Here is a 26,925-nt window from a genome sequence, read left to right on the forward strand (position 1 = left end):
CCGCCCGTGCAGCGCCCGGAACGAGGCCGCCGGCCGGTTCCCGCCAGGGCTGTACGCCGCCGCGGGCCCCGGGACGGCCCTGCCGCGTCACCCGGGCGTGGGCGCGTCCCCGCCGCCTTGACGCTCCGGGTCCGCGGCTCCGTTCCGGGCCCCCGTCCCGGCCTCGGACAGTCCGGCGAGATCCGCCAGCAGGGCCTCGCCCAGCTCCAGTTCGGCCAGGTGCTGCCGCTCGCTCCAGCGCAGCGCGAGCGCGGGGAAGGCCCACTCCGGCACCTCGCCCGCGTGCTCCATCGCCTCCCGTACGGCGGCCAGTTCGCCCCGGGTGCGCTCCAGGTGGTCGCCGACCATCGCGCGCAGCCGCTCCGGCTCGGCGAGGTGGCCGAGCCAGACCCGCAGCAGCAGCCCGTGCTTGAGCACCGGAGGACCGGCCTCGGCGGTGTCCGAGGCCCAGCCGGCGAGGGCCTCGCGGCCGGCGCCGGTGATGGCGTAGCGGCGCTTGGCCCGGGCCTCCTCGGGGCCCGAGCGCGCGGAGGCCGCGTACCCCAGCTCCTCGAGCCGGCGCAGCTCGGCGTAGATCTGGCTGATGGCCGGGGACCAGTAGAAGAAGCGCAGGGAGGAGTCCGCCCACTTCTTCAGCTCGTACCCGGTGCGCTCCCCGGGGAAGGACAGCAGCCCGAGTACCGCCCATGCGGTCGGCGGAAGCTCTTGCTTCTTCGACGTATGACTACTAGTCATATTCCGAATTGAAGTCTGGCCGGGCACGGGACGCAACCCTGGAGGCATCGTGAAATTCTCCGTGATCTTCGAAGCTCAGCTCGCCGACCCGACCGTGGAGCGGGAGCACCAGGTCATCCACGACTGCGTGGAGCAGGCCGTGCTCGCCGAGCGCATGGGTTTCGACCGGATCTGGGCCGTCGAGCACCACTCGCTGAAGTGGTACGCACACATGAGTGCCCCCGAGGTCTTCCTGACCTGGGTCGCGGCCCGGACGCACACCATACGCATCGGCCACGGGGTCGTCTGCATGCCGTTCAACTTCAACCACCCGGTCCGGGTCGCCGAGCGGGCCGCCATGCTCGACCTGCTCTCCGGCGGCCGCCTCGACCTGGGGGCCGGGCGCGGCGGCACCGCACAGGAGACCTCCCTGTGCGGGGTCGACAGGGAGCGCACCACCCAGGAGGTCGAGGAGGCGCTGCGGATCATCGGCAGGGCCTGGCAGGAGGAGGAGCTGGAGTACCACGGGGAGCTGATCGACATCGCCCCGCACCCGATCCTGCCGCGGCCGAAGCAGACCCCGCATCCGCCGCTGTTCCTGGCGTGCAGCCGGGCCGAGACCCTGGTGCAGGCCGCGGAACTGGGCGTCGGGGCCCTGGTGATGGGCTTCGCCGGGCCGGAGTCCATCGCCGGCATGCGGGCCGTGTACGACGGGGCGGTCGCCGCCCGGGACGGCGCCCGCTTCGTCTCCACCGCGGTCAACGACCACTTCTCGGTGCTCTGCCCGACCATCGTGCTCGACGACCCGGCCGAGGCGCGCCGGATCGGCATCCGGGGCCAGCGGTTCTTCGCCCAGTCCATCGGCCACTGGTACGGCGGGACCGGCATCCCGGACGAGGCCGTGGTCGCGGGCGCCGACGAGGCGGCGGAGATGCGCCGGGCGGCCGAGCAGGTGGTGGCCCGGCTGCACGAGCAGGACGTCCCGGTGCGGCCCACGTCGACGGCCACCTTCCGCGCCGACCACGCGTACGGGAGCGCCGAGGACGCCATCGCGTACGTCCGGCGGCTCGAGGAGGCGGGGGCGGACGAGATCATGTGCCTGATCCAGATGGGCACGGTGCCGCAGGAGGCCTGCCTCGAGACGCTGCGGCAGTGGGGCGAGAAGGTGATCCCGCACTTCCGCGGCGCGTGAGCGACACCGCCCGAGCGGGCGCCGGCCCGGTGGGTGACGGACGTCACGCACCGGGCCGGCGCGGGCTGCGCGCAGGGCCCGCCAGACGTGAACGTCGGTACGCGAAAGGGGCGAAGACGTCGCTCGAAGGGTGGACGGCGGGAAGAATTGCGGCGTCGGTAGGGGTCTCGCAGGATAATTTCCCGGACGACCTCTTGAGCAGGAGAGGCCCGCACCCATACGCTGTGTTTACGCGAGGTTCTCCTGTGGAGGAAGTGACATGACGGAAATTCTTGTGCCGGGTTCTGGCGGTGCGGTGATAACCGCCGGTGCGCGGGTGGTGGACCACCCGGCGTGGCCCGAGCTCAAGGCCGCCGTGGAGGAGATCCGCCCCTGGCAGTCCAAGGACGGCTCCATCGACTTCGAGGCCGCGGGCGCCCCCGTCCCGGTCGATGTCGAGGCCGCCGTCGAGCGGGCGATCGGCGCGGTCGAGACGCTGTCGCCGCTGCTGCCGCACGCCACCGCGTACCACCGTGCGCTCGTCTCCGACCTGCGCAAGTGGGTCGCGGACGGCTTCAAGGTGCCGGACTTCCTGGACTCCCTGCTGGCCTTCCACCCGGCCGCCGAGCGCGCCGACGGGCTCCAGCACCTGGTCGTCTTCCCCATGTACACGCAGAACGGCAACCTCGACCGCAACTTCGAGGCCGTCGTCCTGAAGATGGTGTGGCCCGAGTGGCTCTCCGAGCTGGAGCGCACCCGGTACGACAACCCGCTGTTCCTCGGCATCACCTTCGAGGACTTCACCCCGGGCTACGACACCCACTCCGCCGTGCTCTTCCCGGAGACCATCGCCGTCCGCGAGGCCCCCGAGCGCTTCACCTGGGGCGGCATCTTCTGCGACCGCGAGGCCGCCCGCTACCGCAAGGTCACCGCGGCCGCCGTCGACATCCTCGGCATCGAACTGCCCGAGGACATCGCCCGCATGGTCGAGGACCAGGAGCGCTGCGAGAAGGCCTTCGTCCTGTGGGACATGGTCCACGACCGCACCCACAGCCACGGCGACCTGCCGTTCGACCCCTTCATGATCAAGCAGCGCCAGCCGTTCTGGATGTACGGCCTGGAGGAGCTGCGCTGCGACCTCACCGCCTTCAAGGAGGCCGTGAAGCTGGAGTCCGAGGGCAACGAGCACGGCCGTGACGTGCAGTACGCCGTCCTCTTCGACCGGATGTTCCGCTTCCCGGTGTCGGGCGACCGCAACCGCAACTACGACGGCCTCGGCGGCCAGCTCCTCTTCGCGTACCTCCACAAGCACGACGTCGTGCGCTGGACGGACAACACGCTGAAGATCGACTGGATGCGTGCCCCGCAGGTCACCAACCAGCTGTGCGCCGACATCGAGGACCTCTACCGGGCCGGCATCGACCGCCCGAAGCTCGTCCACTGGTTCAAGGCGTACGAGCTCGTCTCCACGTACCTCGCCCCCCACCCGGGCTCCAAGTGGGCCAAGGGCCCCGACGCCCTCGACCTGACGCAGCCGCCGCGCAAGCTCGTCGACGACGTGCTTCCCGACGAGTTTCCGCTGAGCATGTTCTATGAGGCGCTCGCAAAGAAGCTCAAGGGAGTGATCGCCTCCACCAAGGGCATCACTGCAGTGAACGCCGATTCGGCCGAGCGGGTCGCCGCGTGAGCGCTCGCCCACAGGAGGCTGCACAGATGAACAGCGCTGGGAAGACCGGGAACGGCAAGCTCCACGGGGCGGTCGTCGCAGTGGCCGGGGCCGGCGGCCCCGCAGGCCACGCCGCCCTGCTCCGCCTCGCCGAGGCGGGTGCGGTGGTCGTGGCGGCCGACGCCGACCCGACGCGTCTCGCGGAGTCCGTGGACGCGGCCCGCTACGCGCACGGCGGCGCCACCGTCACCGGTGACACCGTGGACCTGCTCGACCTGGAGGCCACCAAGGCCTGGGCCGAGCGGACCGAGAAGGAGTTCGGCCGCGTGGACGGGCTCGTCCACCTCGTGGGCGGCTGGCGCGGCAGCACCACCTTCACCGACACGGACCTCGCGGACTGGGACTTCCTGGAGAAGCTCCTGATCCGCACCGTCCAGCACACCTCGCTCGCCTTCCACGACGCGCTCCTGCGCAGTGACCGCGGCCGCTACGTCCTGATCAGCCAGTCCGGCGCGCACAAGCCGGTCGCCAACAACGCCGCGTACAACGCCGGCAAGGCGGCCGCCGAGGCCTGGACGCTCGCCCTCGCCGACTCCTTCCGCAAGGCGGGGGGCGAGGAGGGCCCGGGCGCCGCGGCTGCGATCCTGGTGATCAAGGCACTGGTGCACGACGCCATGCGCGCCGAGCGCCCCAATGCGAAGTTCGCGGGCTTCACCGACGTCAAGGAGCTGGCCGAGGCCATCGCCGGCGTGTGGGAGCGGCCCGCCATCGATGTGAACGGACAGCGTCTGTGGCTCACTCCGCAACCGTGAAAACCGATGCCCGCCGCCACCACGACCCGGCGGTACGCGGATTCGCGAGCGACAACTACGCAGGGGTCCATCCGGAGATCCTGGAAGCCCTTGCCCTGGCCAACGGCGGCCACCAGGTCGCCTACGGCGAGGACGAGTACACCGAGAACCTGCAGAAGATCATCCGCAGCCACTTCGGCCCGTACGCGGAGGCCTTCCCGGTCTTCAACGGCACCGGCGCGAACGTCACGGCCCTCCAAGCCCTGACGGACCGCTGGGGTGCGGTGATCTGCGCCGAGACGGCGCACATCAACGTCGACGAGGGCGGCGCCCCGGAGCGGATGGCCGGGCTCAAGCTGCTCACCGTCCCGACCCCGGACGGCAAGCTCACGCCCGAGCTCATCGACCGGCAGGCCTGGGGCTGGGAGGACGAGCACCGGGCGATGCCGCAGGTCGTCTCGATCACCCAGAACACCGAGCTGGGCACGGTGTACACGCCGGACGAGATCAGGGCGATCTGCGAGCTCGCCCACGGCCACGGCATGAAGGTCCACCTCGACGGGGCCCGCATAGCCAACGCCGCGGCCTCGCTCGACGTGCCGATGCGCACGTTCACCAACACGGTGGGCGTGGACGTGCTGTCGTACGGCGGCACGAAGAACGGCATGATGTTCGGCGAGGCCGTGGTGGTCGTCAACCCGGACGCGGTCCGGCAGATGAAGCACATCCGCAAGATGTCGATGCAGCTCGCGTCGAAGATGCGGTTCGTGTCGGTGCAGCTGGAGGCCCTGCTCGCCAAGGACCTGTGGCTGCGCAACGCCCAGCATGCCAATGCGATGGCGCAGCGGCTGGCTGCGGGCGTGCGCGAGACCGACGGGGTGGAGATCCTCTACCCGGTGCAGGCCAACGCGGTGTTCGCGAAGCTGCCGCACGAGGTGTCGCGGCGGCTGCAGAAGCGTTACCGCTTCTACTTCTGGGACGAGGTCGCCGGGCACGTGCGCTGGATGTGCGGCTTCGACACCCAGGAGGAGGACGTGGACGGCTTCCTCCAGGCGCTCAAGGAGGAGCTCGCCCGCTAAGGGCGCCAACCCCCTCGATAGCTGAATAGATATACCCCCGACTGGAAATTCATTGATCTCCGGTCGGGGGTATGCCTATGCTCCGGGCCATGCAGCTGATCCCGCAAAGCCCAGACATGCACGACTATTTGGTGGCGGACGAGGTCATCGACCACGGCCACCCGCTCGTCCGGGAGACCGCCGATGCCCTCTGGAGCGCCACCGGCGACGCATATTCATACGCCAAGGTCGCCTTCGAGTTCGTCCGCGACACCATCCCGCACTCCGCCGACTCCGGGGACCTGCGCGTCTCCTGGCGCGCCTCGGACGTGCTGGGCACGCGCAACGGCATCTGCTACGCCAAGTCCCATGCGCTGGTCGCCCTGTTGCGGGCCCAGGGCATCCCGGCCGGCCTCTGCTACCAGCGGCTCGCCGACGACGACGGCTCGAACCCCATGGTCCACGGGCTGATCGCCCTCCGGCTGCCCGGCTCCGCGGACTGGGCCCGCCAGGACCCCCGCGGCAACAAGCCCGGCGTGGACGCCCGGTTCGCGCTGGACGCCGAGCGACTCGCCTTCCCCGTACGCCCCGGGCTCGGTGAGGTCGACTACCCCGAGCTGTACGCCACCGCGCACCCGGCGGCGCTCAAGGCCCTCCGGGAGTCCGCCGACCGGCCGGAGCTGTGGCGGAATCTCCCGACGGCTCTGTAGCCGCCGCGTCGGCTGCCGGTTGCGGGGCCTGCCGCGTCACCAGCGCGTGCAGCAGGGCCGCCGCCAGGATCAGTACGGAGATCCCGGCCAGCAGCGCCTGCGGCGGCGCGGCCGCGCCGAAGCCCACGAGGGCGGCGCCGACCGACGCGGCGGTCAGCTTGAGCCCCGCGCCGAGGGTGAACACCTGGGTCCGTACCGCGTCGGGGGCGTACTCCGAGCGGATCCGGAGGGTGGCCGTCAGCAGCGGCCCGTCACAGACTCCGGCGGCGGCGAACAGGACCGCCGCGAGGGTGACGGACGGCGCGAACGCGGCCACCGCCAGGGCGGCCCCGGTGCCCGCCATCGCCCAGCGCGCCAGCCGCCCCGGCTCCACCGCCGTGATCCGGCCCAGCGTCAGCGAGCCCGCCAGCGCACCCACCGCGAAGGCCGTCATCAGCACGCCTCCGGCGCCCGGGCTGCCGAGCCGGGAGGCCAGCAGGACCGAGGTGGTGGTGAGGGTCCCGATGCCGACGAAGGCCAGCGTCGTGGCCGAGGTGATCGCCCGCAGCTCCCGGATCCGCCACAGGGCCGCCAGCCCGGCGCCCAGGCCGACCGGGGCAGGGCCGGGCGGGGTCGCGCCCGGGCTCGCGGCCGCGTCGCCCCCGCCGTTCGCCCGACCGTTCGCCCCGGAGGCCGTCACGCCGTTCGCCCCGGAGGCCGTCACGCCGTTCGCCCCGGAGGTCGCTGCGGGGTGCGTTCCGCCGTTCGCCGCCGGGGCCGGCTGCGGGGTTCCGTACGGGAGGGTCGCGGCCAGCGCCGCCGCGAGTGCACCGGCCAGCGCGAGCGCCGCCATCGCGGGTGCGGCCGAGCCCAGCGCGGCGGCCAGGCCCACCACCGCCGGGGCGGTGACCGCGGCGGCGTTGTAGGTGGAGGCGTCCCACGCGTACGCCCGGTCCCGCCGGGCCCCCGCCGGGACCAGACCGGCGACCAGGCTGGACATCCCGCCCGTCACCATCGGCCCGCAGCTGCCGCCCAGCAGCGCCACCGCGAGCACCAGCGGCGCCGGGGCCCGGCCCAGCAGCACGGACAGCGCCGCCACCGCGCCGGTGAACCCGGCCAGCGCGCCCACGTGGAACAGCCTCGGCCGGCGGGTCCGGGAAGCGGCCACCCCGGCGAGCGGGGCCGCCAGGATGTGCGGGGCCAGCCAGGCAGTCAGGACGAAGGCCCCGTGTGCGGCGCTCCCGGTGCGCTCGAGGGCCAGCAGGACCACCGCGAGGCTCATGCCCTCCGAGGCGAACCGTGCGGCCAGTGCAGCGGCCAGGTACCGCCCGAACCCGTGCATCCCCGGACCCCCCTCGAGATGTGTAACGTGATAGCGGCATGAGACGTTACGCCATACGGGTGTAGAGCGAAAGGATCCGGAGATGACCGATTCCGCGCAGGGTTTCTCGGTCGGCCGGAGGCTGATCGACCTCGCCGAGGCGGTCCGGATGGACCCCGAACTCCCGCGCGCCGAACTGGCGGCGCTCCTCGCGCGGCACGGTGAGCACCCCCGCGACCTCACCGAGGAGGCCTTCACCGAGGAGGACGCGGCCGAACTGCGAGCCGCTGCCCGGCGGATGGCCGCGGTGCTCGCCGAGACCGACGAGGACCGCGCCGCCGAGGCCCTCAACGCGCTCTTCGCGCAGTACGGCACCCGGCCCCGGCTGACCCGGCACGACGGCCACCCCTGGCATCTGCACGTGGACCGGGGGGAGCGGGCCGGGTGGGGCGAGTGGTTCCTGGCCTCCGGGGCCCTGGCCCTCTCGCGACTGCTCACCGAGTACGGGCGGATCGCGTGGGGCGCCTGCGCCGCCGAGGGCTGCGGGCGGTTCTTCCTCGGCGCCGGGCCCGGCAGCGCCCGCCGCTACTGCTCCACCGCGTGCGCGACGCGTGCGCGGGTCGCCGCGCACCGCAGGCGCAAGCGCGCCGAGGAGGCCGCGAAGGCGGGGGCGTCCGGGCAGGTGGAGGCGGCCGGGGGCGCGTAGACGGCCACGCCGCCGGAAGCGATAGGAAAGTTTCCTGTCGGATAACGTTGTCAACTTGGCATGCCCATGGGTACTTTCGGCGGCAGGAATTCCCCGTTCCCCCACCTCCGACCGGAAGGCGCTTCATGCGTTACGGAGTCCCCACGGGGCTGGCCGCCCTCGCGCTCGGCTTGGCAACGGCCTTGACCTTCACCCCCACCGCCCAGGCCGGCCCCCCACGGCCGGCCCCCTCCGCCGCGGCCGCGCCCGCGCAGTTCGCCCACCCCGGAGTCCTGAACAGCCGCGCCCAGCTGGACTTCGTACGCACCAAGGTGCAGGCCGGGCAGCAGCCGTGGAAGGGTGCGTTCGACGCGATGCTCGCCAGTGCGTACGGCTCGCTGTCGCGCACGCCCAAGCCGCGCGCCGTCGTCGAGTGCGGCTCGTACTCGAACCCGGACATCGGCTGTTCCGACGAGCGCGAGGACGCGATCGCGGCGTACAGCGACGCACTCGCCTGGTACATCACCCGCGACGCGAAGTACGCGAAGAAGTCGATCGAGCTGATGGACGCCTGGTCCGCGAAGATCAAGGACCACACCAACAGCAACGCCCCGCTGCAGAGCGGCTGGGCGGGATCCACCTGGCCGCGCGCCGCCGAGATCATCAAGCACACGTACAACGGCGGCTGGCCGAACCAGGGGCGGTTCGCGACCATGCTGCGCGACGTCTACCTGCCCGAGGTCGTCAACGGCAGGCCGAACAGCAACGGCAACTGGGAACTGATCATGATGGACGCCGCCGTCGGCATCTCCGTCCATCTCGACGACCGCGCGAGCTACGACAAGGCCATGGCCATCTACCTGGGCCGGGTCCCCGCGTACTTCTACCTGGCCTCCGACGGCCCGCAGCCGAAGTACCCGCCGCGTTCCGGCATCGACACCACGAGCGAGCTGATCGACTACTGGCACGGCCAGAGCACGTTCGCCGACGGCCTCGCCCAGGAGACCTGCCGGGACTTCGGCCACACCGGCATGGGGATCGCCGCGACCATGCACGTCGCCGAGACCTCCCGGATCCAGGGCCGCGACCTCTACCCGGAGTTCAAGGACCGCTTCCGGCACGCGCTCGGCTTCCACGCCGCGTACGAGCTCGGCGCGCCGGTGCCCTCCTGGCTGTGCGGCGGGAGCCTGGCCAAGGGCATCGGCCCGGCGACCGAGGTCGGCTACAACGCCCTGCACACGCGGCTGGGCGTCGCCATGGAGAACACCCGCAGGCTCACCGAGGGACGGCGCCCCGCGGGCACCGAGAACCACTTCGAGGCGTGGGAGACGCTGACCCACGCCGAGAACCCCAACTGACGGGCAGACAGGCTCGCTGCTCGGCAGGCACGGCACTGCGGCCCCACAGCACTGCGGCCCCGCCGTGAACGGCGGGGCCGCACGTTCACCCGACCCGGTGGTGCGGGATCAGCCCGCTTCCTTGACCTGGGCGGCCGTCGGCGCGGTGCCGCCCAGGTGCGCCGGCAGCCACCAGGAGTCCTCGGGGCCCTTGGGGGCGGCCGGGTAGGCGCGCTGCGCCGCGTCCAGCAGCTCCTGCACCCGCTCGCGCAGGCGGCGGGTAATCGCCCCGGCGTACTGGTCGCTCGGCGCCTCGATGGGCTCGCCCACCCTCATCGTCACCGGGATGTGGCTGCGCTTGAGGTTCTTCGGACGGCCCTTGGTCCACAGCCGCTGGGTGCCCCACAGCGCCACCGGGATCAGCGGGACGCCGGCCTCCTGGGCCATGCGCGCGGCGCCCGACTTGAAGCTCTTGAGCGTGAAGGACTGGGAGATCGTCGCCTCCGGGAACACACCGATGATCTCCCCCGCGCGCAGCGAGTCGAGGGCGTGCTGGTAGGCCGTCTCGCCCTGCTTGCGGTCCACCGGGATGTGCTTCATCGCGCGCATCAGCGGGCCGGACACCTTGTGGCGGAAAACCGACTCCTTCGCCATGAAGCGGACCAGGCGCTTCTGCGGCCGCGCGGTCAGGCCGGCGAAGATGAAGTCGAGGTAGCCGATGTGGTTCGACACGAGCACGGCCCCGCCCTTGCGCGGGATGTTCTCGGTGCCCTTCATGTCGATGCGGATGTCCAGCGCCCGGAACAGGGTGTGGGCGGCGCCGATCACCGGAGGGTAGACGAGCTCAGCCATGAGGGGGAGACCCCGCTTTCTGCCTGGGGAGGTACTCCCGGCCGGAAGTTACGGCTGCGTAGGTACGCGGCCCTTGGGGATCGTGCCCCATACGCGGCCTGCTGGCCAGCCCAGACGTCTGTGCCCGAGGAGATTCTCGTCACGCCGGGAATGCGGCGCGTGTCCGGGGCGCTCGGATCACCGTACGAACACAATCAATGATGCAGGAACGAGGTCTGTGGTGACGGCTGGTGTCGGGCGCCTGGGCGCGGCGGAACTGGGTGCGCAGCCCGGGGAGCGGGCCACTCTGGTGCAGTTCTCCAGTGCGTTCTGCCAGCCGTGCCGGGCCACGCGGCGGATCCTCGCCGAGGTGGCGGAACTGGTCGAGGGGGTCGTGCACATCGAGATCGATGCCGAAGCCCACCTCGAACTGGTGCGCGCCCTGGGCATCGAGAAGACACCGACCGTGCTCGTCCTGGACTGCGCCGGCCGGATCGTGCGGCGCGCGGCGGGGATGCCCCGCAAGGCGGATGTGATCGCCGCCCTGGGTGCCGCGGTATGACCGGTGCGCCGGTACGCACGCCCGCACGCAGCGTGACGCGCCTCGCATCTGCCCCGTGCGGCTTGACTGTGTACATGAGAGATCGCCAGGCTGGCCGCATGCGGTATGAACTCCTGCTTTACGGGCGGGTCCACGTGGACCTCGTCCGCTACGCGAGCGCGCGTTGTCGGAGCCACTGAACGACTCCGGCCCCCGACCCGATCCGACCGCGCCCGTGCCCGCCGCCCTCGCGGCAGAAGGAAGTACCTCCATGACCGCCCCGACGGCCCAGTCCGCACGCTTCAGCACCGCCCAGCCGGGCTCGCCCGACCTGCTCCGCTCCGTCTTCCGCCGGCATGCCGCGGGAGTGGCCGTGATCACCGCCGATGACGGCGGCCGGCCGGTCGGGTTCACCGCGACCTCGCTCAACTCCGTCTCGGCCGATCCGCCGCTGCTGTCCTTCACGATCGCCACCGGGTCCTCCAGCTGGCCCGCGATACGCGACTCCGAGCACCTCGGCGTCCACATACTCGGCGAGCACCAGACGGAGCTGGCGGGCCTGTTCGCCCGCAGCGGAGCCGACCGGTTCGGGCCGGCCACGGGCTGGGCCCCGGGTCCGCACGAGGTTCCGCTGCTGGACGGCGTCCTGGCGTGGCTGGTCTGCCGCGTCGTGGCGCGGGTGCCGGCCGGGGCGCACCGGGTGATCATCGCGGAGGCCGTGGCCGGGGACCCGGCCGGTGAGGGCCGCCCCCTGCTCTACCACCAGGGTCGCTTCAACGCGTTGCGCGACTGAATCGTCCCTGCTGGGGCGGGTTCGGGCGGCGTTGGACAGATCACAGTTCACCGGCCTTGCAACCGTGGGGGACCCACGGTGTACTGACGAGTAACATTCCCATCGGAGCGCGGGCCGCCCCGACCGGGATCCGCCCGACAAGGCGCCTATGCTGCCTGCACAAGGCGGTATCAGAAAAAAGACGATGCGGTAGGAGAGCCGGCGTGAGCCTGAGGATCGTTGTCTGTGTGAAGTACGTGCCCGACGCCACCGGCGACCGGCACTTCGCCGATGACCTGACGGTCGACCGCGACGACGTCGACGGTCTGCTGTCGGAGCTCGACGAGTACGCCGTCGAGCAGGCGCTGCAGATCGCCGAAGAGGCCGACGACGCCGAGATCACCGTCCTGACGGTGGGCCCCGAGGATGCCAAGGACGCGCTGCGCAAGGCGCTGTCCATGGGCGCCGACAAGGCCATCCACGTCGAGGACGACGACCTGCACGGCACCGACGTCATGGGCACCTCGCTGGTGCTCGCCAAGGCGATCGAGAAGGCCGGCTACGACCTGGTCATCACCGGCATGGCTTCGACCGACGGCACCATGGGCGTGCTCCCGGCGATCCTGGCCGAGCGCCTGGGCGTCCCGCAGGTCACCCTGCTCTCCGAGGTCAAGGTCGAGGACGGCACCGTGACCGGCCGCCGCGACGGCGACTCCGCGAGCGAGCAGCTCGAGGCCTCCCTCCCGGCGCTCGTCTCCGTGACGGACCAGTCGGGCGAGGCCCGCTACCCCTCCTTCAAGGGCATCATGGCCGCCAAGAAGAAGCCGGTGGAGTCCTGGGACCTCGAGGAGCTCGAGATCGAGGCCGACGAGGTCGGTCTCGAGGGCTCCTGGACCGCGGTCGACTCCGCGGCGCAGCGCCCGGCCCGTACCGCCGGCACGATCGTCAAGGACGAGGGCGAGGGCGGCAAGCAGCTGGCCGAGTTCCTGGCCGGCCAGAAGTTCATCTAAGAACCTCGGCCACCCCCTCATAGCCCCCAGACACTTCGCAATAGCAGGAGAGCAGTCCCATGGCTGAAGTTCTCGTCTACGTCGACCACGTGGACGGCGCCGTCCGCAAGCCCACCCTCGAGCTGCTGACGCTGGCCCGCCGCATCGGCGAGCCCGTCGCCGTCGCCCTCGGTGCCGGTGCGGCCGACACCGCCGCCGTGCTCGCCGAGCACGGCGCCGTCAAGGTCCTCACCGCCGACGCCCCCGAGTTCGCCGACTACCTCGTCGTACCGAAGGTGGACGCGCTGCAGGCCGCGTACGAGGCCGTTTCCCCGGCCGCCGTGCTCGTCCCGTCCTCCGCCGAGGGCAAGGAGATCGCCGCGCGCCTGGCCGTGCGCATCGGCTCCGGCATCATCACCGACGCCGTCGACCTGGAGGCGGGTGACGAGGGTCCGGTCGCGACGCAGTCCGCGTTCGCCGCGTCCTTCACCACCAAGTCCCGTGTCTCCAAGGGCACCCCGGTCATCACCGTCAAGCCGAACTCGGCTCCGGTCGAGGCCGCCCCGGCCGCCGGCGCCGTCGAGGCGCTCGCCGTCACCTTCGGCGCCCTGGCCACCGGCACCAAGGTCGTCTCCCGCACCCCGCGCGAGTCGACCGGCCGCCCCGAGCTGACCGAGGCCGCGATCGTGGTCTCCGGCGGCCGTGGCGTCAACGGTGCCGAGAACTTCCACATCATCGAGGAGCTCGCGGACTCCCTCGGTGCCGCGGTCGGCGCCTCGCGCGCCGCCGTCGACGCCGGCTGGTACCCGCACTCCAACCAGGTCGGTCAGACCGGCAAGTCGGTCTCCCCGCAGCTGTACATCGCCTCCGGCATCTCGGGCGCGATCCAGCACCGGGCCGGCATGCAGACCTCGAAGACCATCGTGGCCATCAACAAGGACGCCGAGGCCCCGATCTTCGACCTGGTCGACTACGGCGTGGTCGGCGACCTCTTCGCGGTCGTCCCGCAGCTGACCGAGGAGATCAAGGCGCGCAAGGGCTGACCTGCGCTTCTCTTCGTAGCCTGACCTTTGGCTGACCGACTCGGGGCCGTGTGGTGTTTCTCACCGCACGGCCCCGAGTCGTTTGCCCGTGTCGGTGGAGGGACCATTGACTGGGCGGAACCCCGACACTAAATTCTGCTATGCGGATCTAAGCTTCCGTGAAGCGGAAAAGAGGAGAGTGCACGATGGGTCAGCAGGAGAAGGTGGCGACGAGCCTCGCAGGCGCGGTCAGCGAGGGCATCAGCGCCTCCCTCGCGCCGGTGGACGCGGAGCTCGCGCGCCACTACCCGGGCGACCCCGGCACCCGCCAGCCCATCCACACCGTCTACGTCCCCGGTGACGTCTTCGCCGCCGACACCATCCGCTCCTGGGGCGACCAGGCCCTCGCGGCCCTCGACGAGCACGCCCCGGACGCCGCGACCTTCGCCAAGGTGCTCGGCATCAGCGACGAACTGGCCGTACCCGTCTACGACCGCGTCCGCGCCAAGCTCGCCTCCGAGCCCGTCGAGGACCTCCGCGTCGACTTCGAGGACGGCTTCGGCGTCCGCTCCGACGAGGAGGAGGACCAGGCCGCCGCCCGCGCCGCCCGCCTCGTCTCGGAAGCCTTCTCCAACGGCACGAACGCCCCGTACATGGGCATCCGCATGAAGTGCATGGAATCCAACGTCCGCGACCGCGGCATCCGCACCACCGACATCTTCCTGTCCGGGCTGCTCGAGCACGGCGGCCTGCCCGACGGACTGGTCCTCACCCTCCCCAAGGTCACGTACGCCGAGCAGGTCAGCGCCTTCGTCAAGCTGCTGGAGGCCTTCGAGGCCGCCCGCGGCCTGCGCCCGGGCCGGATCGGCTTCGAGATCCAGATCGAGACCAGCCAGTCGATCGTCGCCTCCGACGGCACCGCGACCGTGGCCCGGATGATCGAGGCCTCCAAGGGCCGCGCCACCGGCCTGCACTACGGCACCTTCGACTACAGCGCCTGCGTCGGGGTCTCCGCCGCGTACCAGTCGAGCGACCACCCGGCCGCCGACCACGCCAAGGCGATCATGCAGGTCGCGGCCGCCGGTACCGGAGTACGCGTCTCCGACGGCTCGACGAACGTCCTGCCGATCGGCACCACCGAGCACGTCCACGAGGCCTGGAAGCTGCACTACGGCCTCACCCGCCGGGCCCTGGCCCGTGCCTACTACCAGGGCTGGGACATGCACCCGGGCCACCTCCCGACCCGCTACGCGGCGGTCTTCACGTTCTACCGCGAGGGTCTCGAGACGGCCGCCGCGCGCCTGAAGGCGTACGTCGCGAAGATCGAGGGCGACGTGATGGACGAGCCGGCCACGGCCAAGGCCCTGGCCGGCTACCTGGTCCGCGGCCTGGACTGCGGCGCGGTGGGCACGGACGAGGTCACCGCCCTGACGGGCCTGACCCGCGCCGAACTGGACGCCTTCGCCATCCCCCGCCGCTCGGCGACCCTGACGGCGACGGCCTGAGCGGTCGCCCGCTCGCAGACCGCGCACGGCATGACGCGGCCCCGCCCGGACGACTCCGGGCGGGGCCGCGGTGCTTTTGGTGCGGCATGTTCCGAAAGTGGTGGTGCGTACCGTGCGGCGCACCCTGGCGCAACATGGCGAATAGTCGGCACCGGCCCCATGGCCGACCGGCTTGCTGGAGCATGGCGGGGGGAGCGGAGTGCTCGGCGTGCCCGACATTCCGCGCGTTCCCCCGCCGTGCCCCCGTACCGCATGCTCCAGGAGATCCACCCATGATCGAACGTCAGGACGTCGTCTCCCGGACGACAGAATTAGTCGTCCGGGAGACGACGTCCGAAGGTCGCCCCGCGGCCGAATACGACCGGCCGAGCGCCTGGCTGCTCCTGACGACACGACCGGTCCAGCCCGAGGACAAATGGCTCGGGCGACTCGCGGAACTGCCGAACATCCACGACTCGACCCGTCAGTTCATCGAGATCGCCGAAAAGTACGACCGCATCGCGCGCTGCGTCGAGTACGACGCCGTCGACGGAGTGACCGAGACGGAACTGCTCGCCGCCCTGGTCGTCATCCGGGAGCTGCGGGAGAAGCTCCAGACCGATGAGGCGCGGCTGCTCGGCGCCGCCCGCCGCAAGAAGATCACCTGGGCCCGGATCGCGAGCGCCCTCGGGCTCAAGTCCCGGCAGGCCGCCGAACGGCGCCACCTCCAGTTGCGCGCCGACCTCGACGAGGCCAGCGGCAAGCGGCTCAAGCAGGCCGAGCGGGTGGCCTACGCCCGTGCCCTGCGCGACCGGCCCGACGAACAGACCTGGGCCGAGCAGCAGTGCGCACGCGCCGCCGAGCTGGGCACCGAACTCGCCCGGTGCCTCACCGCGCCGCCGCCACCGCGCCCCGAGGTACGGCCCGCCGGGGCGCAGGCTCCCGCGACACGGGCTCCCTTGACACAGGCTCCCGCGACACGGGCTCGCGGCCGCGAGGATCTGATCGCCGACCTCGGCGAGGCCCTGGCCGGGCTGGCCGCGCTGGAGAGCGCAGGCCCCGTCCAGAGCGCCTCCGATCTCAACCCGGAGCGCTACGCGGCCGCCTGGCGCACCGAGTACACCCTGCAGCTGCTCGAACTCCTGCGCCGGGCCAGGGAGAACGAGTACGCCGCCCTCCGGGCGCACCCCGGCCTCCGCGCGGGGATCGACGAGTTCTGCGCGGCGGCCGGCACCGTCGCCCGCCCGTGAGCGCCGCAGGGCCCGCCGAGGGGTCGGTCGCCGATCTGGCCGTCGAGCTGCTGATCTGGATGTACGGCCGCGGGCCCGCAGCCGGGATCCCCGTGCTCCTCGGGGAGTTCGTCGCCGACGAGGACCCGCGTGCCGCCCCGGCGGAGGCGGCCGCCCGCATGCTCCGCAGCCGCGGCCATCTGACCCTGGAGTACGTCTTCGGCGGGGCGCTCGTCGGCCCGACCGCTGCGGGACTGGCCGAGGCCGACCAGGTCACCCGCGCCCGCGGACGCGTGGAAGCGCAGTTCTGCTACGTCCTGGACGAGCTGGTCCGCCAGGCCGCCGAGGCCCCCGACGCCGTGGTCCGGCTGCGCCCCTTCGTGGCCCGAACCCGCTTCCTGGGGCTCCCGCTGAGCGAGGGCATCGTCCGGCGGGCCACCCGTTACCTCCAGGGCCACCGCCTCGCCCAGCTGTGGACCGACGATCCGGACGCGCCGGCCCTGATGCTCACTTCGCGCGGCGAGGACTGCGCGGTGTCCCTCTCCACTTCCACCGTGAGGCAGTACATGAACGACCAGCGACCCCCGGCAGCGCCCGCCTTCACCATGCACGTGTACGGAGGCGCCGCCGCGCAGGGCATGACCGTCAACCAGCACCTGGGCGGCCCGGCCGTCCAGATGGCGGAGCTCGCCGAGCGGATCCGGGCCCTCGCGTCCGAGCACGGGCTCGGCGGGGCCGCCTTCGACGCGGACGTGGCGGCGGTGCAGGACGTGGAGCAGGATCCCGTCCGCCGGGCCGGCGCCTGGCACCGGATCAGGGCGGGCCTGCTCCAGGCCGCGCCCGCGCTCGCCGGGCAGACGGCTCTTGCCGGCATCGAGCGGGGCCTCGGCCTCCTGGCCCAGTAGCACCCGGCCCGGTTCAGGCCGGGGGGAGTTCGCCCGAGCCGCGGGGGATCAGGCGGGTCGGGAGTTCGATGCGGGCCGGGGGGAGGGCGGCGCCGGCGAGGCGTTGGAACAGGCGGTCGGTGGCCACCCGGCCCAGGGCCGCCGCGTCCTGGGCGACCACCGTCACCCCGGGGCGCAGCAGGTCGGCCAGTTCGAAGTCGTCGAACCCGACCAGGGCCACCGGAGGCCGGTGTTCGGCCAGGACCCGCACCACCGTCACCGTCACCCGGTTGTTGCCCGCGAAGACCGCGGTGACGGGGTCGGGGCCCGCCAGCATCGCCCGGGCGGCCTCGCCGACGCGTTCCGGGGTCGTCGTGCCGAGGGAGACCCAGGAGTCCGCCACCGGCAGGCCCGCGTCCGCCATCGCCGCCCGGTAGCCCCGCAGGCGCTCCGTCGCCGTGTGGATGTGCGGCTGGTCCCCGATGAAGCCGATCCTGCGGTGGCCGCCCCCGATCAGGTGCGCCACCCCTGCGCGGGCGCCGCCGAAGCTGTCCGACAGCACCACGTCCGCGTCGATCCGGCCCGCCGGGCGGTCCACGAACACCGTTGCCACACCCGCCCGGATCTCCGGTTCCAGGTAGCGGTGGTCGTCCCCGGCCGGGATCACGATCAGCCCGTCCACCCGGCGTGCGCACAGCGCCAGCGCCAACTCCCGCTCCCGGTCCGGGTCCTCGGCGCTCGACCCGTTGATGAGCAGGGCCCCGTGGGCCCGTGCCACCTCCTCGACGGCCCGGTTCAGCGGCCCGTAGAAGGGGTCCGCGAGGTCCTCCAGGACCAGTCCCACGGTGGCCGTACGGCCCTTGCGCAGCACGCGCGCGCTGTCGTTGCGGCGGAACCCGAGTGCCTCGATGGCCTCCCGGACCCGCCGCACCGTGTCCGGGGTGACGCCCGCCTCGCCGTTGACCACCCGCGACACCGTCTTCAGGCCCACGCCCGCGCGGGCCGCCACGTCCTTCATCGTCGGCCGGTTGCCGTAGCGGGGGTCGGACGGGCGGCGGGTCTGCGGCACGGGACGGAATCCTCCGGAAGCGGTGGGGTACGGCTCTGACCTTGAGGATAAGCACTGGGCCGATGAGCGGGTTTCCGTGGCAGGGTGATGCGGGCAAGCCACTGGGGGCTCCGGACGAGCCATGCGGAGAGGGGTAGACGTGATTGTCTGGATCAACGGCACATTCAGCGCCGGGAAGACCAGCACGGCCCGCGAACTGACCGGGATCCTGCCGGACAGCACCCTGTACGACCCGGAGCTCGTCGGGGACGCACTACGTCAGCTGCTGCCGCGCAAGCGCCTCGCGGAGGTGTCCGACTACCAGGACCTGCCGAGCTGGCGGCGCCTGGTGGTGGACACGGCCGCGGCGATGCTCGCGGAGCTGGGCGGGGTGCTGGTCGTGCCGATGACGCTGCTGCGGCAGGAGTACCGGGACGAGATCTTCGGCGGGCTCGCGGCGCGCCGGATACCGGTGCGGCATGTGCTGCTCGCCCCGGAGGAAACGATCCTGCGGGAGCGGATCGCGAAGCGGGAGGAGCCGGGCGACCCGGCGGACGTGGACGTGCGCGTCCGGCAGTGGGCGTACGACCACATCCCCGCGTACCAGCAGGCGCTGGGCGGCTGGCTCGCGGCGGACGCGCACGTCATCGACAACGGGGAGTTGAGCGTCCGGGAGACGGCGGAGCGGATCGCCGAAGCCGTGCGCACGGACGCGGCCCGGGTCTGCGACATCGTGCAGACGCCCGAGCCGACGCGGGAGACGGTCGCCGCGGGGGTGCTGCTCTTCGACGACGAGGACCGCGTGCTGCTGGTGGATCCGACGTACAAGCCGGGTTGGGAGTTCCCGGGCGGGGTCGTGGAGGCGGGCGAGGCGCCGGGGCGTGCGGGGGTGCGGGAGGTCGCGGAGGAACTGGGCCTGGAACTGGACGCCGTACCGGGGCTGCTCGTCGTGGACTGGGAGCCGCCGATGCCGCCGGCGTACGGGGGGCTGCGGCTGCTGTTCGACGGGGGCCGCCTCCCGGCCGCCGCCGCGGCCGGGCTCCGGCTGCCCGGCCCGGAGCTGAGGGCCTGGCGGTTCGTGACGGAGGAGGAGGCGGCGGAGCTGTTGCCCCCGGTGCGCTACGAGCGGCTGCGCTGGGCCCTGCGGGCCCGGGAGCGGGGCCGCCCCCTGTACCTGGAGGCGGGCCGCCCCACCCCGTGACCCGGTGGGGCCCGCGAGCTCCGCTCCCGGGCCCCGCCGGGCAGCGGCTACGGACCGACCGGATCCGGATCCGTGGCCGCGGCCGCGGCGTCGAGAAGGGTGAGCGCCGTGTCCTCGGTCAGCGGGTCGCCGTGGCCGAAGCAGGCCACCGACGGGGACAGCGCCGCCAGGCGGCGGAAGGAGGCCCGGGCCTCGTCACGGTCCACGTTGAAGACGCCCAGCATCACCCGGCCCACCCCCGCGATGCAGTCGCCCGCGAACAGCACGCCGTGGCGCGGCAGGTGGATGCCGATGCTGCCGGGCGTGTGGCCCGGGGCGTGGACCACCACCGCGCCGTCGCCGAACGGGAGCACCTCGCCGTCCTCGACCTCGCGGTCGACCCGCGTCGGCGGCGCCTCGGGGACCGTCAGTCCGTGCGCGTACAGCGGGACCTCCCAGTCCAGCAGGACCGGCTCCGGCACCGGGAGCCCGCCCCGGATCACCGGGGCCTCCAGCCGGTGCGCCACCACCTGCGCGCCCCAGCGTGCGGCGAGTTCGTCCGCGGCGCCGATGTGGTCGCGGTGGCAGTGCGTCAGGACGATCCGCTCCAGCCGCTCCGGGCTCAGCCCGAGGGAGCGGACGGCCTCCTCGATCGCCGCCGCGGATCCGGCATGGCCGGAGTCGATCAGGGTCAGAGCCTCACCGTCGCGCCACAGGTACGCCTGACCGATCGGGAAACGGAGCATGTGGAGCCGCTGCGGGAGTACTTCTACGAGATCCATACCCCGAACGTAAGTGCGCAGACCCCGCCCCCGGCACGCCTTTCACCGGGAGCGGAGTTCGCGCACAGCGCAGGTCAGCCGCGCTTGGACTCCGCGTAGTTGACGAGGAACAGCGCCTCCGCGACCGAGAGGCGCTCCAGCTCCTGCGGGGAGACGCTCTCGTTCACCGCGTGGATCTGCGCCTCCGGCTCGCTCAGCCCGATCAGCAGCATCTCCGCCTCCGGGTAGAGCGTGGTCAGCGTGTTGCACAGCGGAATCGACCCGCCCATGCCCGCGACCTGCATCTCCTGGCCCGGGTACGCCACCTGCATGGCCGCCGCCATCGACGCGTACGCGGGGCTGCTCGTGTCCGCCTGGAACGGCTGGCCCTGGCCCACGACCTCGAGTTCGAGGTGCGCCTGCCACGGGGTGTGCGCCACCAGGTGGGCCTCCAGCAGCTTGATGGCCTCGGCCGTGTCCACGCCCGGCGGCACCCGCAGGCTGATCAGCGCGCCGGCGCTCGCGTGCACCGAGGGGGTGGCGCCGACCACCGGCGGGCAGTCGATGCCGAGCACCGTGACGGCCGGGCGGGCCCACAGCCGGTCCGCGATCGTGCCCTCGCCGATCAGCTCGACCCCGTCCAGCACCTTCGCGTCGGCGCGGAAGTCCGCCTCCGGGTACTGCAGGCCCTCCCAGACCGCGTCCGACGCCAGGCCGTCCACCGTGGTCGAACCGTCGGCCGCGCGCAGCGAGTCCAGCAGCCGGATCAGCGCGGCCAGCGCGTCGGGGGCGACGCCGCCGAACATGCCGGAGTGCAGGTTGCCGCCGAGGGTGTCGATCTTCACCTTGATCAGGGTCATGCCGCGCAGGGTGGCCGTCACCGTCGGCAGGCCGAGCCGGAAGTTGCCCGCGTCGCCGATGACGACCGCGTCGGCGGTCAGCAGTTCCGGGTGCGCCTCGGCGTACTGCTGGAGCCCGCCGGTGCCCTGCTCCTCCGAGCCCTCGACGATCACCTTCACGCTCACCGGCACTCCGCCGTTGGCCTTCAGCGCGCGCAGCGCCAGCAGGTGCATGATGAACCCGCCCTTGCAGTCCGCGGCGCCGCGCCCGTACCAGCGGCCGTCGCGCTCGGTGAGCTCGAACGCGGGGGAGATCCAGGCGGCGTCGTCCAACGGCGGCTGCACGTCGTAGTGCGCGTACAGCAGAACGGTCGGCGCACCCTCCGGGCCGGGCAGGAAGCCGTACACCGACTGGGTGCCGTCCGGGGTGTCGAGCAGGGACACGTTCTGGAAGCCCTCGGCGCGCAGCGCGTCGGCCACCCAGTTCGCCGCGCCCTCGCTCTCGCTCTGCGGGAACTGCGCCCAGTCCGCCACCGACTGGAAGGCCACCAGCTCGGTCAGCTCCTGCTTGGCGCGGGGCATCAGCGAGGCGATGGTCTCGGCGATCGGATTCTGGGACATGGGCACGCTCCTCTTGGGTGCGACGTTGTGTACGTGTACGCCGTCCGCATCCGCGTCGTGGGCGTATGCGGGGTACGTCGAAAGACAGTCCCGATCCTCGCACAGCAGGACGGGGCGGACTCGCGCCGTAGGATTTCCCTGCATCGGAGCAACCGCATGATCAGGAGCAGCAGCACATCGTGAGCAGCGACGACAGCACCGTCGGGGGACCCGACTCAGCAGCAGGGCAGGCCGCTCAGGAGGCGGGGGACGCGATGGCCGGGAGCGCCGGGGGAACCGGCGAGGTGTGGGACGTGGTCGTGGTCGGGGCCGGACCGGCCGGCGCCTCGGCCGCGTTCGCGGCGGCGACGGCCGGGCGGCGGGTACTGCTGCTGGAGAAGGCCGAGCTGCCCCGCTACAAGACCTGCGGCGGCGGGATCATCGGCCCTTCCCGCGATGCCCTTCCGCCCGGTTTCGTCCTGCCGTTCAAGGACCGCATCCATGCGGTCACCTTCTCGCTGAACGGGAAGCTGACCCGGACCCGCCGTTCGCGGCAGATGCTGTTCGGGCTGATCAACCGGCCCGAGTTCGACGCCGCGCTGGTCGCCGAGGCCGAGAAGGCCGGAGCCACCGTCCGTACGGGTACGGCCGTCGCGCGGGTCGAGCAGCACGGGGCGGCAGTGCCCGACCGGCGCACGGTCGCCGTGGTGCTCGCCGACGGGGAGACCGTCCTGGCGCGCGCGGTGGTCGGCGCCGACGGCAGTGCGAGCCGGATCGGCGCGCACGTCGGGGTCGAGATGGACCAGGTGGACCTCGGCCTGGAGGCGGAGATCCCGGTCCCGGAGACCGTCGCCGAGGACTGGAAGGGGCGGGTGCTCCTCGACTGGGGACCGCTGCCCGGCAGTTACGGCTGGGTCTTCCCCAAGGGCGACACCCTGACCGTCGGGGTCATCTCGGCGAAGGGCGACGGCGCCGCGACCAAGCGGTACCTGGAGGACTTCATCGCCCGCCTCGGACTCGCCGGCTTCGAACCCGCCGTCTCCTCCGGACACCTGACCCGCTGCCGCACGCCCGAATCGCCGCTTTCGCGCGGCCGGGTGCTGGTCGCGGGGGACGCGGCCGGGCTGCTGGAGCCGTGGACCCGGGAGGGCATCTCCTTCGCGCTGCGCTCGGGCCGGCTGGCCGGGGAGTGGGCCGTGAAGATCTCCGAGGCGCAGGACGCGGTGGACGCGCGCCGCCAGGCCCTGAACTACGCGTTCGCGGTCAAGGCCGGACTGGGCGTGGAGATGAGCGTCGGCAAGCGCATGCTGACCGCCTTCGAGGCCCGGCCCGGTCTGATGCACGCGGCGATCACCGGCTTCCGCCCGGCATGGCGGGCCTTCGCCCGGATCACCCGGGGAGCGACGACACTGCCCGACCTGGTGCGGACGTACCCGATGGCCCGCAAGGCGCTGCACGCCCTGGACGGCAGGCAGGCGCGCAACCGGGCACAGGGGCCGGAGCAGGGCCGGGGCCAGGGGCAGGAGACGGAGCAGGCCTAGGCTCCGGAGCCGGAGCCGGGGGAGCGGCTCGGGGGAGCAGGGCCGACGGGGCCGGCCGGGCCGGGGTCAGGCCCCTTCCGGGCCGGTGTGTGGACGATGGCGGCGGTCTTGTCGGGGATGCGGGCAAGGCCGCCGCTGCATGGGTACGGGCGCGGCGGGCTGCGCGGGGTGCGCCCCGTCCGTCAGCTCGACACCGTGATGCGGAAGACCGGGTGGTCGCCGGACGCCGCCTGGAGCTCCGCGTCGGAAGAGTCCGCGGTCACGCCCTGGAAGAACCGGTTGACCTCCCAGCCCCACTTCGCCAGGTAGGCGCGCAGTACGGCAGCCTTCTGCGCCGGGTCGGTGAGCTCGGTGACGGTGAACGTGCGCACCTTGCGGCCCACGCGGAGCTCGCCGCCGCCCGCCACCCGCATGTTGCGGACCCACTGGGAGTGGCCGCGCGCCGACACCAGGTACTGCTCGCCCTCGTACGTGTGCGGGTTGACCGGGATCCGCTGCATCTGGCCGGACGTGCGGCCGCGCACCGACAGCTCGGCGGTGCCGGCCAGGCTGATGCCGAGCCGGGCCAGCTTCCCGAAGAGGGAGTTGAAGCGGGTTTCGAGAGCGCCGGCCTGGACGTAGTACGGGGTGGGCCTGCTGCTCATGACTGCCTCCGGGGCACTTGGGAGAGCGGTGCTCTCGCTTGAGACCAGTGTGCACGGATCGCTGCACCAAGGCAAGAGCAGTGCTCTCGAAATGGATCGGCGATCCCATTTTTGGGCACTGCTCTGACTTCGTGGCACACTGCTCGTATGAGTACCGTGCGCGGGGCCCGGGAGCGGGCCCGTATCGAGGTCACCGCCGCCATCAAGGACGAGGCGCGCCGCATGCTGGCGGCCGAGGGCGCCGCCAAGCTCTCGCTGCGCGCCGTGGCCCGCGAGCTGGGCATGGTCTCCTCGGCCCTCTACCGCTACTTCCCCAGCCGCGACGAGCTCCTCACCGCCCTCATCGTCGACGCCTACGACAGCATCGGCGCCGCCGCCGAGCAGGCCGACGCCCGCTCCCTCGCCGCCGGCGCCCCGCCCCGCGGGCGCTGGACCGCCGTCTGCGAGGCCGTCCGTGCCTGGGCGCTGGACCACCCGCACGAGTACTCCCTCATCTACGGCTCCCCGGTCCCCGGCTACAGCGCCCCCATGGACACCGTCGGCCCCGCCTCCCGCGTCGGCAACACCTTCATCGGCATCCTCCGCGCCGCCCACACCGGCCGCGGCCTCGCCCTTCCGCCGCTGCCCGCCGAACTGCGCCCCGAAGCCGTCCGGATGACGGCGGACTTCGCCGAAGGGCTGCCGCCCGAAGTCACCGCAGCCCTGGTCGCCGCCTGGGCGCAACTGGTCGGACTCGTCTCCTTCGAGCTGTTCGGCCAGTTCAACCGGGTCGTCGAGGACCGCGCCACCTTCTTCACGCACGCCGCCGGCCAACTGGCCCACGGGGTCGGGCTGCTGCCCGCCGAATGACCGCGGCTCACATGATGAGGTGACAGATCGCTTGTCTGTTCCTCGTATCAATGCGAGTGGTTCGGCTTTCACCGAACGGGCGCCCGTCTAGTGTTCGTCGGGTCGTGCTCCTGCCCCCGCCCCTCGTCGGAGGAACAGCCATGGCCCGCGCAGTGAAGGCCCTGTACGCCGTCCTGATCACCTCCTTACTGGCCGCCCCGGCGCCCGCCGTGACCGCCTCGGCCGGCACGGGCGACGTGGCGGCGGCCGAGGGCGCCGCCCCGGCTCCCAGACCCCGGATAGCCGGCGTGCGGGGCATGGAGATCGCCGTCCCCGCGTACGCGTGGGCCGGCGACCCCATGCTCGGCGACCTCGTCGCCACCACACCCGCCGCCTCGGTGGTCGTCCTCAACCCCGGCAACGGGGACGCCCCCTTCGACGCGCCCTGGCAGGCCCGCGCCGACGCGCTGCGTGCCGGGACCACCGCCACCGGCGAGAAGACCAAGGTCCTCGGGTACGTCCACACCGACCACGGCAACCGCGACATCGCCGCCGTCAAGGCCTCCGTCGACAACTACCTCAGGACCCGCGACGGCCGCCTGCACGTGGACGGCATCTTCTTCGACGTGGTCAGCCGTGACTGCGGCCCCGGCAACGCGACCCGTGACCACTACGCACAACTGCGGGCCTACGTGCAGGACACCATGAACGCCGCCGACCCCACCGCGGCGGACCTGGTGGTCGACAACCCCGGCACCGCCATCGCCGACTGCTACCTGGAACCGGGCCACCGCACCGCGGACGTCTTCGTCACGTACGAGGACACGTACGCCGCGTACACGGGCGGCGGCTGGCTCGGCGGGAACGTCTTCGGCGCCTCGGGCGGCTACCGCCCCGGCACGGAACTCGATCCGTCCGGCACCGCGTTCTGGCACCTCGTCCACGCCGTCCCGGACGCCGCCGCCATGCGCACCACCCTCCGCACGGCCTTCGACCGCGGCGCGGGCTACGCGTACGCGACCGGCACGCTCATGCCGAACCCGTGGGACGAGTCCCCGAGCTGGAAGTTCCGCAGCCAGACCGCGTACGCCGCCACGGTGGGCTGATCGCGCCGCCCGCGGCCCAAGGGCGGACTTTCGGCAGTGCCGCGGGCCCGGAGCGATTCCGCAGGGTCGCGGACGTGAGAGCAGTGATCGACGAACTCCCCTGGCCCGCACCCGCACCCGCGCCGGCGGCGGCTCTGGCCGTCGGGGCCGTGGCAGCGGCCGGCGCCGCCGCGGCCACGGGCAGCGGATGGTGGGTGATACCCGAGGCCGGCTGCGCGTTCCTCGCCGGCGGGCGCCCCGGCGGGCGCGGAGCACGGCACTGGCGCTGGCCGCGTTGGTCGCGGCCGCCCTCGTGGCCGTGGCCCTCGTACCGGCCTGGCTCGTGTGGGCGAGCCGGTTCACGGGCCTGGTGGCCGCGGCCGTGGTCCCGTGGTGCGCGGGCCGGTTCCTGCGCCCGTACCGCGAGCTGGTACGGGCCGGGTGGGAGCGGGCCGCACGGCTCGAACGGGAGCAGGACCTGCTCGCGGAACAGGCCCGGCTGCGCGAGCGGACCCGGATCGCCCAGGACATGCACGACCTCCTCGGGCACGAGCTGAGCCTGCGCGCCCTGTCGGCGGGTGCGCTCCAGCTGGCTCCCGGCCTGCCGGGCGAGCACCGGGCCGCAGCCCGGGACATCCGGGCCCGCGCGGGCGCGGCCGTGGACCGGCGCGGCGAGGTGATCGGCGTCCTGCGCGAGGAACCGGCGGCCGGGCCGGAAGACCTCGAGGACCTGGTGGCCCGCGCGGCCGGGGCCGGGCTGGACGCAGGGATCCGGCTGGAGGGTGACGCGGCGGCCGGGCAGGTGCCGCCGGTCGTGGAGCGGGCGGTCCACCGCGTGGTCCGGGAAGCGCTGACGAACGTGGCCCAGCACGCTCCCGACCACCGGGCGACCGTCGTGGTCCGCCGTACGAAGGCCCGCACGGAGGTCCGCGTGACGAACGCGCCGCCGGAGCCGGAGCCGGAGCCGGAGCCGAGCCCCGGGACCGGAACGGGGGTTGCCCGTGCGGCCGGGGCGGGGCCGCCGCCGAGGACGAGCAGCGTGCCCTCGCTCGCAGCCTCCAAGGCCGGCCCCGCCCAAGACGGCCCGTCCGCCGCGCCCCGGGCCGGCACCCGGTACCCCGCCGCCGAAGCACCCCGGTGACGTGCACCGCATCGGCCGCGCCGAGGCCGCCGCCGGGCGCCAGCCAGAGCAGGGCCCCGGCCCCTGCCGCAGCC

Annotated in this window: 27 protein-coding genes; 20 read left to right on the plus strand and 7 right to left on the minus strand. The window is 72.7% G+C overall.

Going from position 1 to position 26,925, the window contains the following annotated elements:
- Positions 1 to 87 precede the first annotated feature (87 nt).
- Positions 88 to 735, minus strand: a complete 648-nt coding sequence (locus ACFYXK_RS13490) for a helix-turn-helix transcriptional regulator (protein ID WP_389411270.1) — start codon at positions 733 to 735, stop codon at positions 88 to 90.
- A gap of 49 nt (positions 736 to 784) precedes the next feature.
- On the opposite strand from ACFYXK_RS13490, the gene ACFYXK_RS13495 reads away from it, so the two are divergent.
- The 5 genes from ACFYXK_RS13495 to ACFYXK_RS13515 all read left to right on the plus strand — a co-directional run bounded on the left by ACFYXK_RS13495 (position 785) and on the right by ACFYXK_RS13515 (position 6,110).
- The gene (locus ACFYXK_RS13495; RefSeq protein WP_389411271.1) at positions 785 to 1,906 is read left to right on the plus strand and encodes an LLM class flavin-dependent oxidoreductase; all 1,122 of its coding nucleotides are present in this window, start codon (positions 785 to 787) and stop codon (positions 1,904 to 1,906) included.
- 259 nt (positions 1,907 to 2,165) lie between these two features.
- A complete protein-coding gene (locus tag ACFYXK_RS13500; protein ID WP_389411272.1) occupies positions 2,166 to 3,572 on the plus strand; it encodes a DUF6421 family protein in 1,407 nt (468 codons plus the stop codon).
- 26 nt (positions 3,573 to 3,598) lie between these two features.
- Positions 3,599 to 4,363 (plus strand): SDR family NAD(P)-dependent oxidoreductase, encoded by a 765-nt coding sequence (locus tag ACFYXK_RS13505; protein ID WP_383510990.1) that lies wholly within the window; start codon positions 3,599 to 3,601, stop codon positions 4,361 to 4,363.
- The gene (locus ACFYXK_RS13510) at positions 4,360 to 5,421 is read left to right on the plus strand and encodes a threonine aldolase family protein (protein WP_383510992.1); all 1,062 of its coding nucleotides are present in this window, start codon (positions 4,360 to 4,362) and stop codon (positions 5,419 to 5,421) included. Before ACFYXK_RS13505 ends, ACFYXK_RS13510 begins: the two co-directional genes overlap by 4 nt.
- Positions 5,422 to 5,510: 89 nt before the next feature.
- Positions 5,511 to 6,110: a transglutaminase family protein gene (locus tag ACFYXK_RS13515; protein WP_389411273.1), complete on the plus strand. Its 600-nt coding sequence runs from the start codon at positions 5,511 to 5,513 to the stop codon at positions 6,108 to 6,110.
- Here ACFYXK_RS13515 and ACFYXK_RS13520 read toward each other — a convergent pair.
- A complete protein-coding gene (locus tag ACFYXK_RS13520; protein ID WP_389411274.1) occupies positions 6,046 to 7,431 on the minus strand; it encodes an MFS transporter in 1,386 nt (461 codons plus the stop codon). The two genes, ACFYXK_RS13515 and ACFYXK_RS13520, sit on opposite strands and share 65 nt — an antisense overlap.
- Positions 7,432 to 7,513: 82 nt before the next feature.
- Between ACFYXK_RS13520 and ACFYXK_RS13525 the strand changes: the two genes are divergently transcribed.
- Positions 7,514 to 8,116 carry a CGNR zinc finger domain-containing protein gene (locus ACFYXK_RS13525; RefSeq protein ID WP_389411275.1) on the plus strand — a complete coding sequence of 201 codons (603 nt, stop codon included), beginning with the start codon at positions 7,514 to 7,516 and terminating at the stop codon, positions 8,114 to 8,116.
- 125 nt (positions 8,117 to 8,241) lie between these two features.
- Positions 8,242 to 9,453: an alginate lyase family protein gene (locus tag ACFYXK_RS13530; protein WP_389411276.1), complete on the plus strand. Its 1,212-nt coding sequence runs from the start codon at positions 8,242 to 8,244 to the stop codon at positions 9,451 to 9,453.
- Between the two features lie 108 nt (positions 9,454 to 9,561).
- On the opposite strand, the gene ACFYXK_RS13535 is transcribed toward ACFYXK_RS13530, so the two are convergent.
- Positions 9,562 to 10,284: a lysophospholipid acyltransferase family protein gene (locus tag ACFYXK_RS13535; protein WP_389411277.1), complete on the minus strand. Its 723-nt coding sequence runs from the start codon at positions 10,282 to 10,284 to the stop codon at positions 9,562 to 9,564.
- A gap of 217 nt (positions 10,285 to 10,501) precedes the next feature.
- On the opposite strand from ACFYXK_RS13535, the gene ACFYXK_RS13540 reads away from it, so the two are divergent.
- The 8 genes from ACFYXK_RS13540 to ACFYXK_RS13575 all read left to right on the plus strand — a co-directional run bounded on the left by ACFYXK_RS13540 (position 10,502) and on the right by ACFYXK_RS13575 (position 17,205).
- Complete coding sequence (locus tag ACFYXK_RS13540; protein ID WP_389411278.1) at positions 10,502 to 10,825, plus strand: thioredoxin family protein; 324 nt, start codon at positions 10,502 to 10,504, stop codon at positions 10,823 to 10,825.
- A gap of 98 nt (positions 10,826 to 10,923) precedes the next feature.
- On the plus strand, positions 10,924 to 11,004 hold the full coding sequence (locus ACFYXK_RS13545) for a putative leader peptide (protein WP_353962368.1): 81 nt from the start codon (positions 10,924 to 10,926) through the stop codon (positions 11,002 to 11,004).
- A 71-nt stretch (positions 11,005 to 11,075) separates the two neighbouring features.
- Positions 11,076 to 11,597, plus strand: a complete 522-nt coding sequence (locus ACFYXK_RS13550) for a flavin reductase family protein (protein WP_389411279.1) — start codon at positions 11,076 to 11,078, stop codon at positions 11,595 to 11,597.
- Positions 11,598 to 11,800: 203 nt separating this feature from the next.
- Positions 11,801 to 12,586 carry an electron transfer flavoprotein subunit beta/FixA family protein gene (locus tag ACFYXK_RS13555; RefSeq protein WP_383511005.1) on the plus strand — a complete coding sequence of 262 codons (786 nt, stop codon included), beginning with the start codon at positions 11,801 to 11,803 and terminating at the stop codon, positions 12,584 to 12,586.
- Positions 12,587 to 12,645: 59 nt separating this feature from the next.
- Positions 12,646 to 13,608 (plus strand): electron transfer flavoprotein subunit alpha/FixB family protein, encoded by a 963-nt coding sequence (locus tag ACFYXK_RS13560; RefSeq protein ID WP_030296678.1) that lies wholly within the window; start codon positions 12,646 to 12,648, stop codon positions 13,606 to 13,608.
- Between the two features lie 185 nt (positions 13,609 to 13,793).
- Positions 13,794 to 15,092, plus strand: coding sequence for a DUF6986 family protein (locus ACFYXK_RS13565; RefSeq protein ID WP_389411280.1), 1,299 nt, complete (start codon positions 13,794 to 13,796; stop codon positions 15,090 to 15,092).
- A 272-nt stretch (positions 15,093 to 15,364) separates the two neighbouring features.
- The gene (locus tag ACFYXK_RS13570; RefSeq protein ID WP_389411281.1) at positions 15,365 to 16,321 is read left to right on the plus strand and encodes a hypothetical protein; all 957 of its coding nucleotides are present in this window, start codon (positions 15,365 to 15,367) and stop codon (positions 16,319 to 16,321) included.
- The gene (locus tag ACFYXK_RS13575) at positions 16,318 to 17,205 is read left to right on the plus strand and encodes a hypothetical protein (RefSeq protein ID WP_389411282.1); all 888 of its coding nucleotides are present in this window, start codon (positions 16,318 to 16,320) and stop codon (positions 17,203 to 17,205) included. Before ACFYXK_RS13570 ends, ACFYXK_RS13575 begins: the two co-directional genes overlap by 4 nt.
- 13 nt (positions 17,206 to 17,218) lie before the next feature.
- On the opposite strand, the gene ACFYXK_RS13580 is transcribed toward ACFYXK_RS13575, so the two are convergent.
- Positions 17,219 to 18,253, minus strand: coding sequence for a LacI family DNA-binding transcriptional regulator (locus tag ACFYXK_RS13580; protein ID WP_389411283.1), 1,035 nt, complete (start codon positions 18,251 to 18,253; stop codon positions 17,219 to 17,221).
- Positions 18,254 to 18,374: 121 nt separating this feature from the next.
- Between ACFYXK_RS13580 and ACFYXK_RS13585 the strand changes: the two genes are divergently transcribed.
- Positions 18,375 to 19,433, plus strand: coding sequence for an NUDIX domain-containing protein (locus tag ACFYXK_RS13585; protein WP_389411284.1), 1,059 nt, complete (start codon positions 18,375 to 18,377; stop codon positions 19,431 to 19,433).
- A gap of 47 nt (positions 19,434 to 19,480) precedes the next feature.
- Here the strand turns inward: ACFYXK_RS13585 and ACFYXK_RS13590 are convergent, their stop codons facing one another.
- Positions 19,481 to 20,194 carry an MBL fold metallo-hydrolase gene (locus ACFYXK_RS13590; protein WP_389411285.1) on the minus strand — a complete coding sequence of 238 codons (714 nt, stop codon included), beginning with the start codon at positions 20,192 to 20,194 and terminating at the stop codon, positions 19,481 to 19,483.
- A 74-nt stretch (positions 20,195 to 20,268) separates the two neighbouring features.
- Positions 20,269 to 21,633, minus strand: coding sequence for a dipeptidase (locus tag ACFYXK_RS13595; protein WP_389411286.1), 1,365 nt, complete (start codon positions 21,631 to 21,633; stop codon positions 20,269 to 20,271).
- A 254-nt stretch (positions 21,634 to 21,887) separates the two neighbouring features.
- On the opposite strand from ACFYXK_RS13595, the gene ACFYXK_RS13600 reads away from it, so the two are divergent.
- Entirely contained in the window at positions 21,888 to 23,153 is a 1,266-nt protein-coding gene (locus tag ACFYXK_RS13600; protein WP_389411346.1) for a geranylgeranyl reductase family protein, read from the plus strand.
- Between the two features lie 182 nt (positions 23,154 to 23,335).
- On the opposite strand, the gene ACFYXK_RS13605 is transcribed toward ACFYXK_RS13600, so the two are convergent.
- Complete coding sequence (locus tag ACFYXK_RS13605; RefSeq protein WP_389411287.1) at positions 23,336 to 23,797, minus strand: nitroreductase/quinone reductase family protein; 462 nt, start codon at positions 23,795 to 23,797, stop codon at positions 23,336 to 23,338.
- 147 nt (positions 23,798 to 23,944) lie between these two features.
- Here ACFYXK_RS13605 and ACFYXK_RS13610 point away from each other — a divergent pair, with 147 nt between their 5' ends.
- The 3 genes from ACFYXK_RS13610 to ACFYXK_RS13620 all read left to right on the plus strand — a co-directional run bounded on the left by ACFYXK_RS13610 (position 23,945) and on the right by ACFYXK_RS13620 (position 26,851).
- Positions 23,945 to 24,646: a TetR/AcrR family transcriptional regulator gene (locus ACFYXK_RS13610; protein ID WP_389411288.1), complete on the plus strand. Its 702-nt coding sequence runs from the start codon at positions 23,945 to 23,947 to the stop codon at positions 24,644 to 24,646.
- 140 nt (positions 24,647 to 24,786) lie between these two features.
- The gene (locus tag ACFYXK_RS13615) at positions 24,787 to 25,731 is read left to right on the plus strand and encodes a spherulation-specific family 4 protein (RefSeq protein WP_389411289.1); all 945 of its coding nucleotides are present in this window, start codon (positions 24,787 to 24,789) and stop codon (positions 25,729 to 25,731) included.
- 187 nt (positions 25,732 to 25,918) lie between these two features.
- Positions 25,919 to 26,851 carry a sensor histidine kinase gene (locus ACFYXK_RS13620; RefSeq protein WP_389411290.1) on the plus strand — a complete coding sequence of 311 codons (933 nt, stop codon included), beginning with the start codon at positions 25,919 to 25,921 and terminating at the stop codon, positions 26,849 to 26,851.
- The last annotated feature ends 74 nt before the right edge of the window (positions 26,852 to 26,925 follow it).

Source organism: Streptomyces sp. NPDC002209, from assembly GCF_042890265.1.
In the GTDB taxonomy this organism is placed as follows: Bacteria; Actinomycetota; Actinomycetes; order Streptomycetales; family Streptomycetaceae; genus Streptomyces.

Bases quoted from the DNA above. Each gene is read 5' to 3' on its own strand.
- ACFYXK_RS13490 (WP_389411270.1), bottom strand. From the start codon at position 735: ATGACTAGTAGTCATACGTCGAAGAAGCAAGAGCTTCCGCCGACCGCA.
- ACFYXK_RS13500 (WP_389411272.1), top strand. From the start codon at position 2,166: ATGACGGAAATTCTTGTGCCGGGTTCTGGCGGTGCGGTGATAACCGCC.
- ACFYXK_RS13505 (WP_383510990.1), top strand. From the start codon at position 3,599: ATGAACAGCGCTGGGAAGACCGGGAACGGCAAGCTCCACGGGGCGGTC.
- ACFYXK_RS13515 (WP_389411273.1), top strand. From the start codon at position 5,511: ATGCAGCTGATCCCGCAAAGCCCAGACATGCACGACTATTTGGTGGCG.
- ACFYXK_RS13520 (WP_389411274.1), bottom strand. From the start codon at position 7,431: ATGCACGGGTTCGGGCGGTACCTGGCCGCTGCACTGGCCGCACGGTTC.
- ACFYXK_RS13525 (WP_389411275.1), top strand. From the start codon at position 7,514: ATGACCGATTCCGCGCAGGGTTTCTCGGTCGGCCGGAGGCTGATCGAC.
- ACFYXK_RS13530 (WP_389411276.1), top strand. From the start codon at position 8,242: ATGCGTTACGGAGTCCCCACGGGGCTGGCCGCCCTCGCGCTCGGCTTG.
- ACFYXK_RS13535 (WP_389411277.1), bottom strand. From the start codon at position 10,284: ATGGCTGAGCTCGTCTACCCTCCGGTGATCGGCGCCGCCCACACCCTG.
- ACFYXK_RS13545 (WP_353962368.1), top strand. From the start codon at position 10,924: ATGCGGTATGAACTCCTGCTTTACGGGCGGGTCCACGTGGACCTCGTC.
- ACFYXK_RS13550 (WP_389411279.1), top strand. From the start codon at position 11,076: ATGACCGCCCCGACGGCCCAGTCCGCACGCTTCAGCACCGCCCAGCCG.
- ACFYXK_RS13560 (WP_030296678.1), top strand. From the start codon at position 12,646: ATGGCTGAAGTTCTCGTCTACGTCGACCACGTGGACGGCGCCGTCCGC.
- ACFYXK_RS13565 (WP_389411280.1), top strand. From the start codon at position 13,794: ATGGGTCAGCAGGAGAAGGTGGCGACGAGCCTCGCAGGCGCGGTCAGC.
- ACFYXK_RS13570 (WP_389411281.1), top strand. From the start codon at position 15,365: ATGATCGAACGTCAGGACGTCGTCTCCCGGACGACAGAATTAGTCGTC.
- ACFYXK_RS13585 (WP_389411284.1), top strand. From the start codon at position 18,375: ATGCGGAGAGGGGTAGACGTGATTGTCTGGATCAACGGCACATTCAGC.
- ACFYXK_RS13590 (WP_389411285.1), bottom strand. From the start codon at position 20,194: ATGGATCTCGTAGAAGTACTCCCGCAGCGGCTCCACATGCTCCGTTTC.
- ACFYXK_RS13595 (WP_389411286.1), bottom strand. From the start codon at position 21,633: ATGTCCCAGAATCCGATCGCCGAGACCATCGCCTCGCTGATGCCCCGC.
- ACFYXK_RS13600 (WP_389411346.1), top strand. From the start codon at position 21,888: ATGGCCGGGAGCGCCGGGGGAACCGGCGAGGTGTGGGACGTGGTCGTG.
- ACFYXK_RS13605 (WP_389411287.1), bottom strand. From the start codon at position 23,797: ATGAGCAGCAGGCCCACCCCGTACTACGTCCAGGCCGGCGCTCTCGAA.
- ACFYXK_RS13610 (WP_389411288.1), top strand. From the start codon at position 23,945: ATGAGTACCGTGCGCGGGGCCCGGGAGCGGGCCCGTATCGAGGTCACC.
- ACFYXK_RS13615 (WP_389411289.1), top strand. From the start codon at position 24,787: ATGGCCCGCGCAGTGAAGGCCCTGTACGCCGTCCTGATCACCTCCTTA.
- ACFYXK_RS13620 (WP_389411290.1), top strand. From the start codon at position 25,919: ATGGTGGGTGATACCCGAGGCCGGCTGCGCGTTCCTCGCCGGCGGGCG.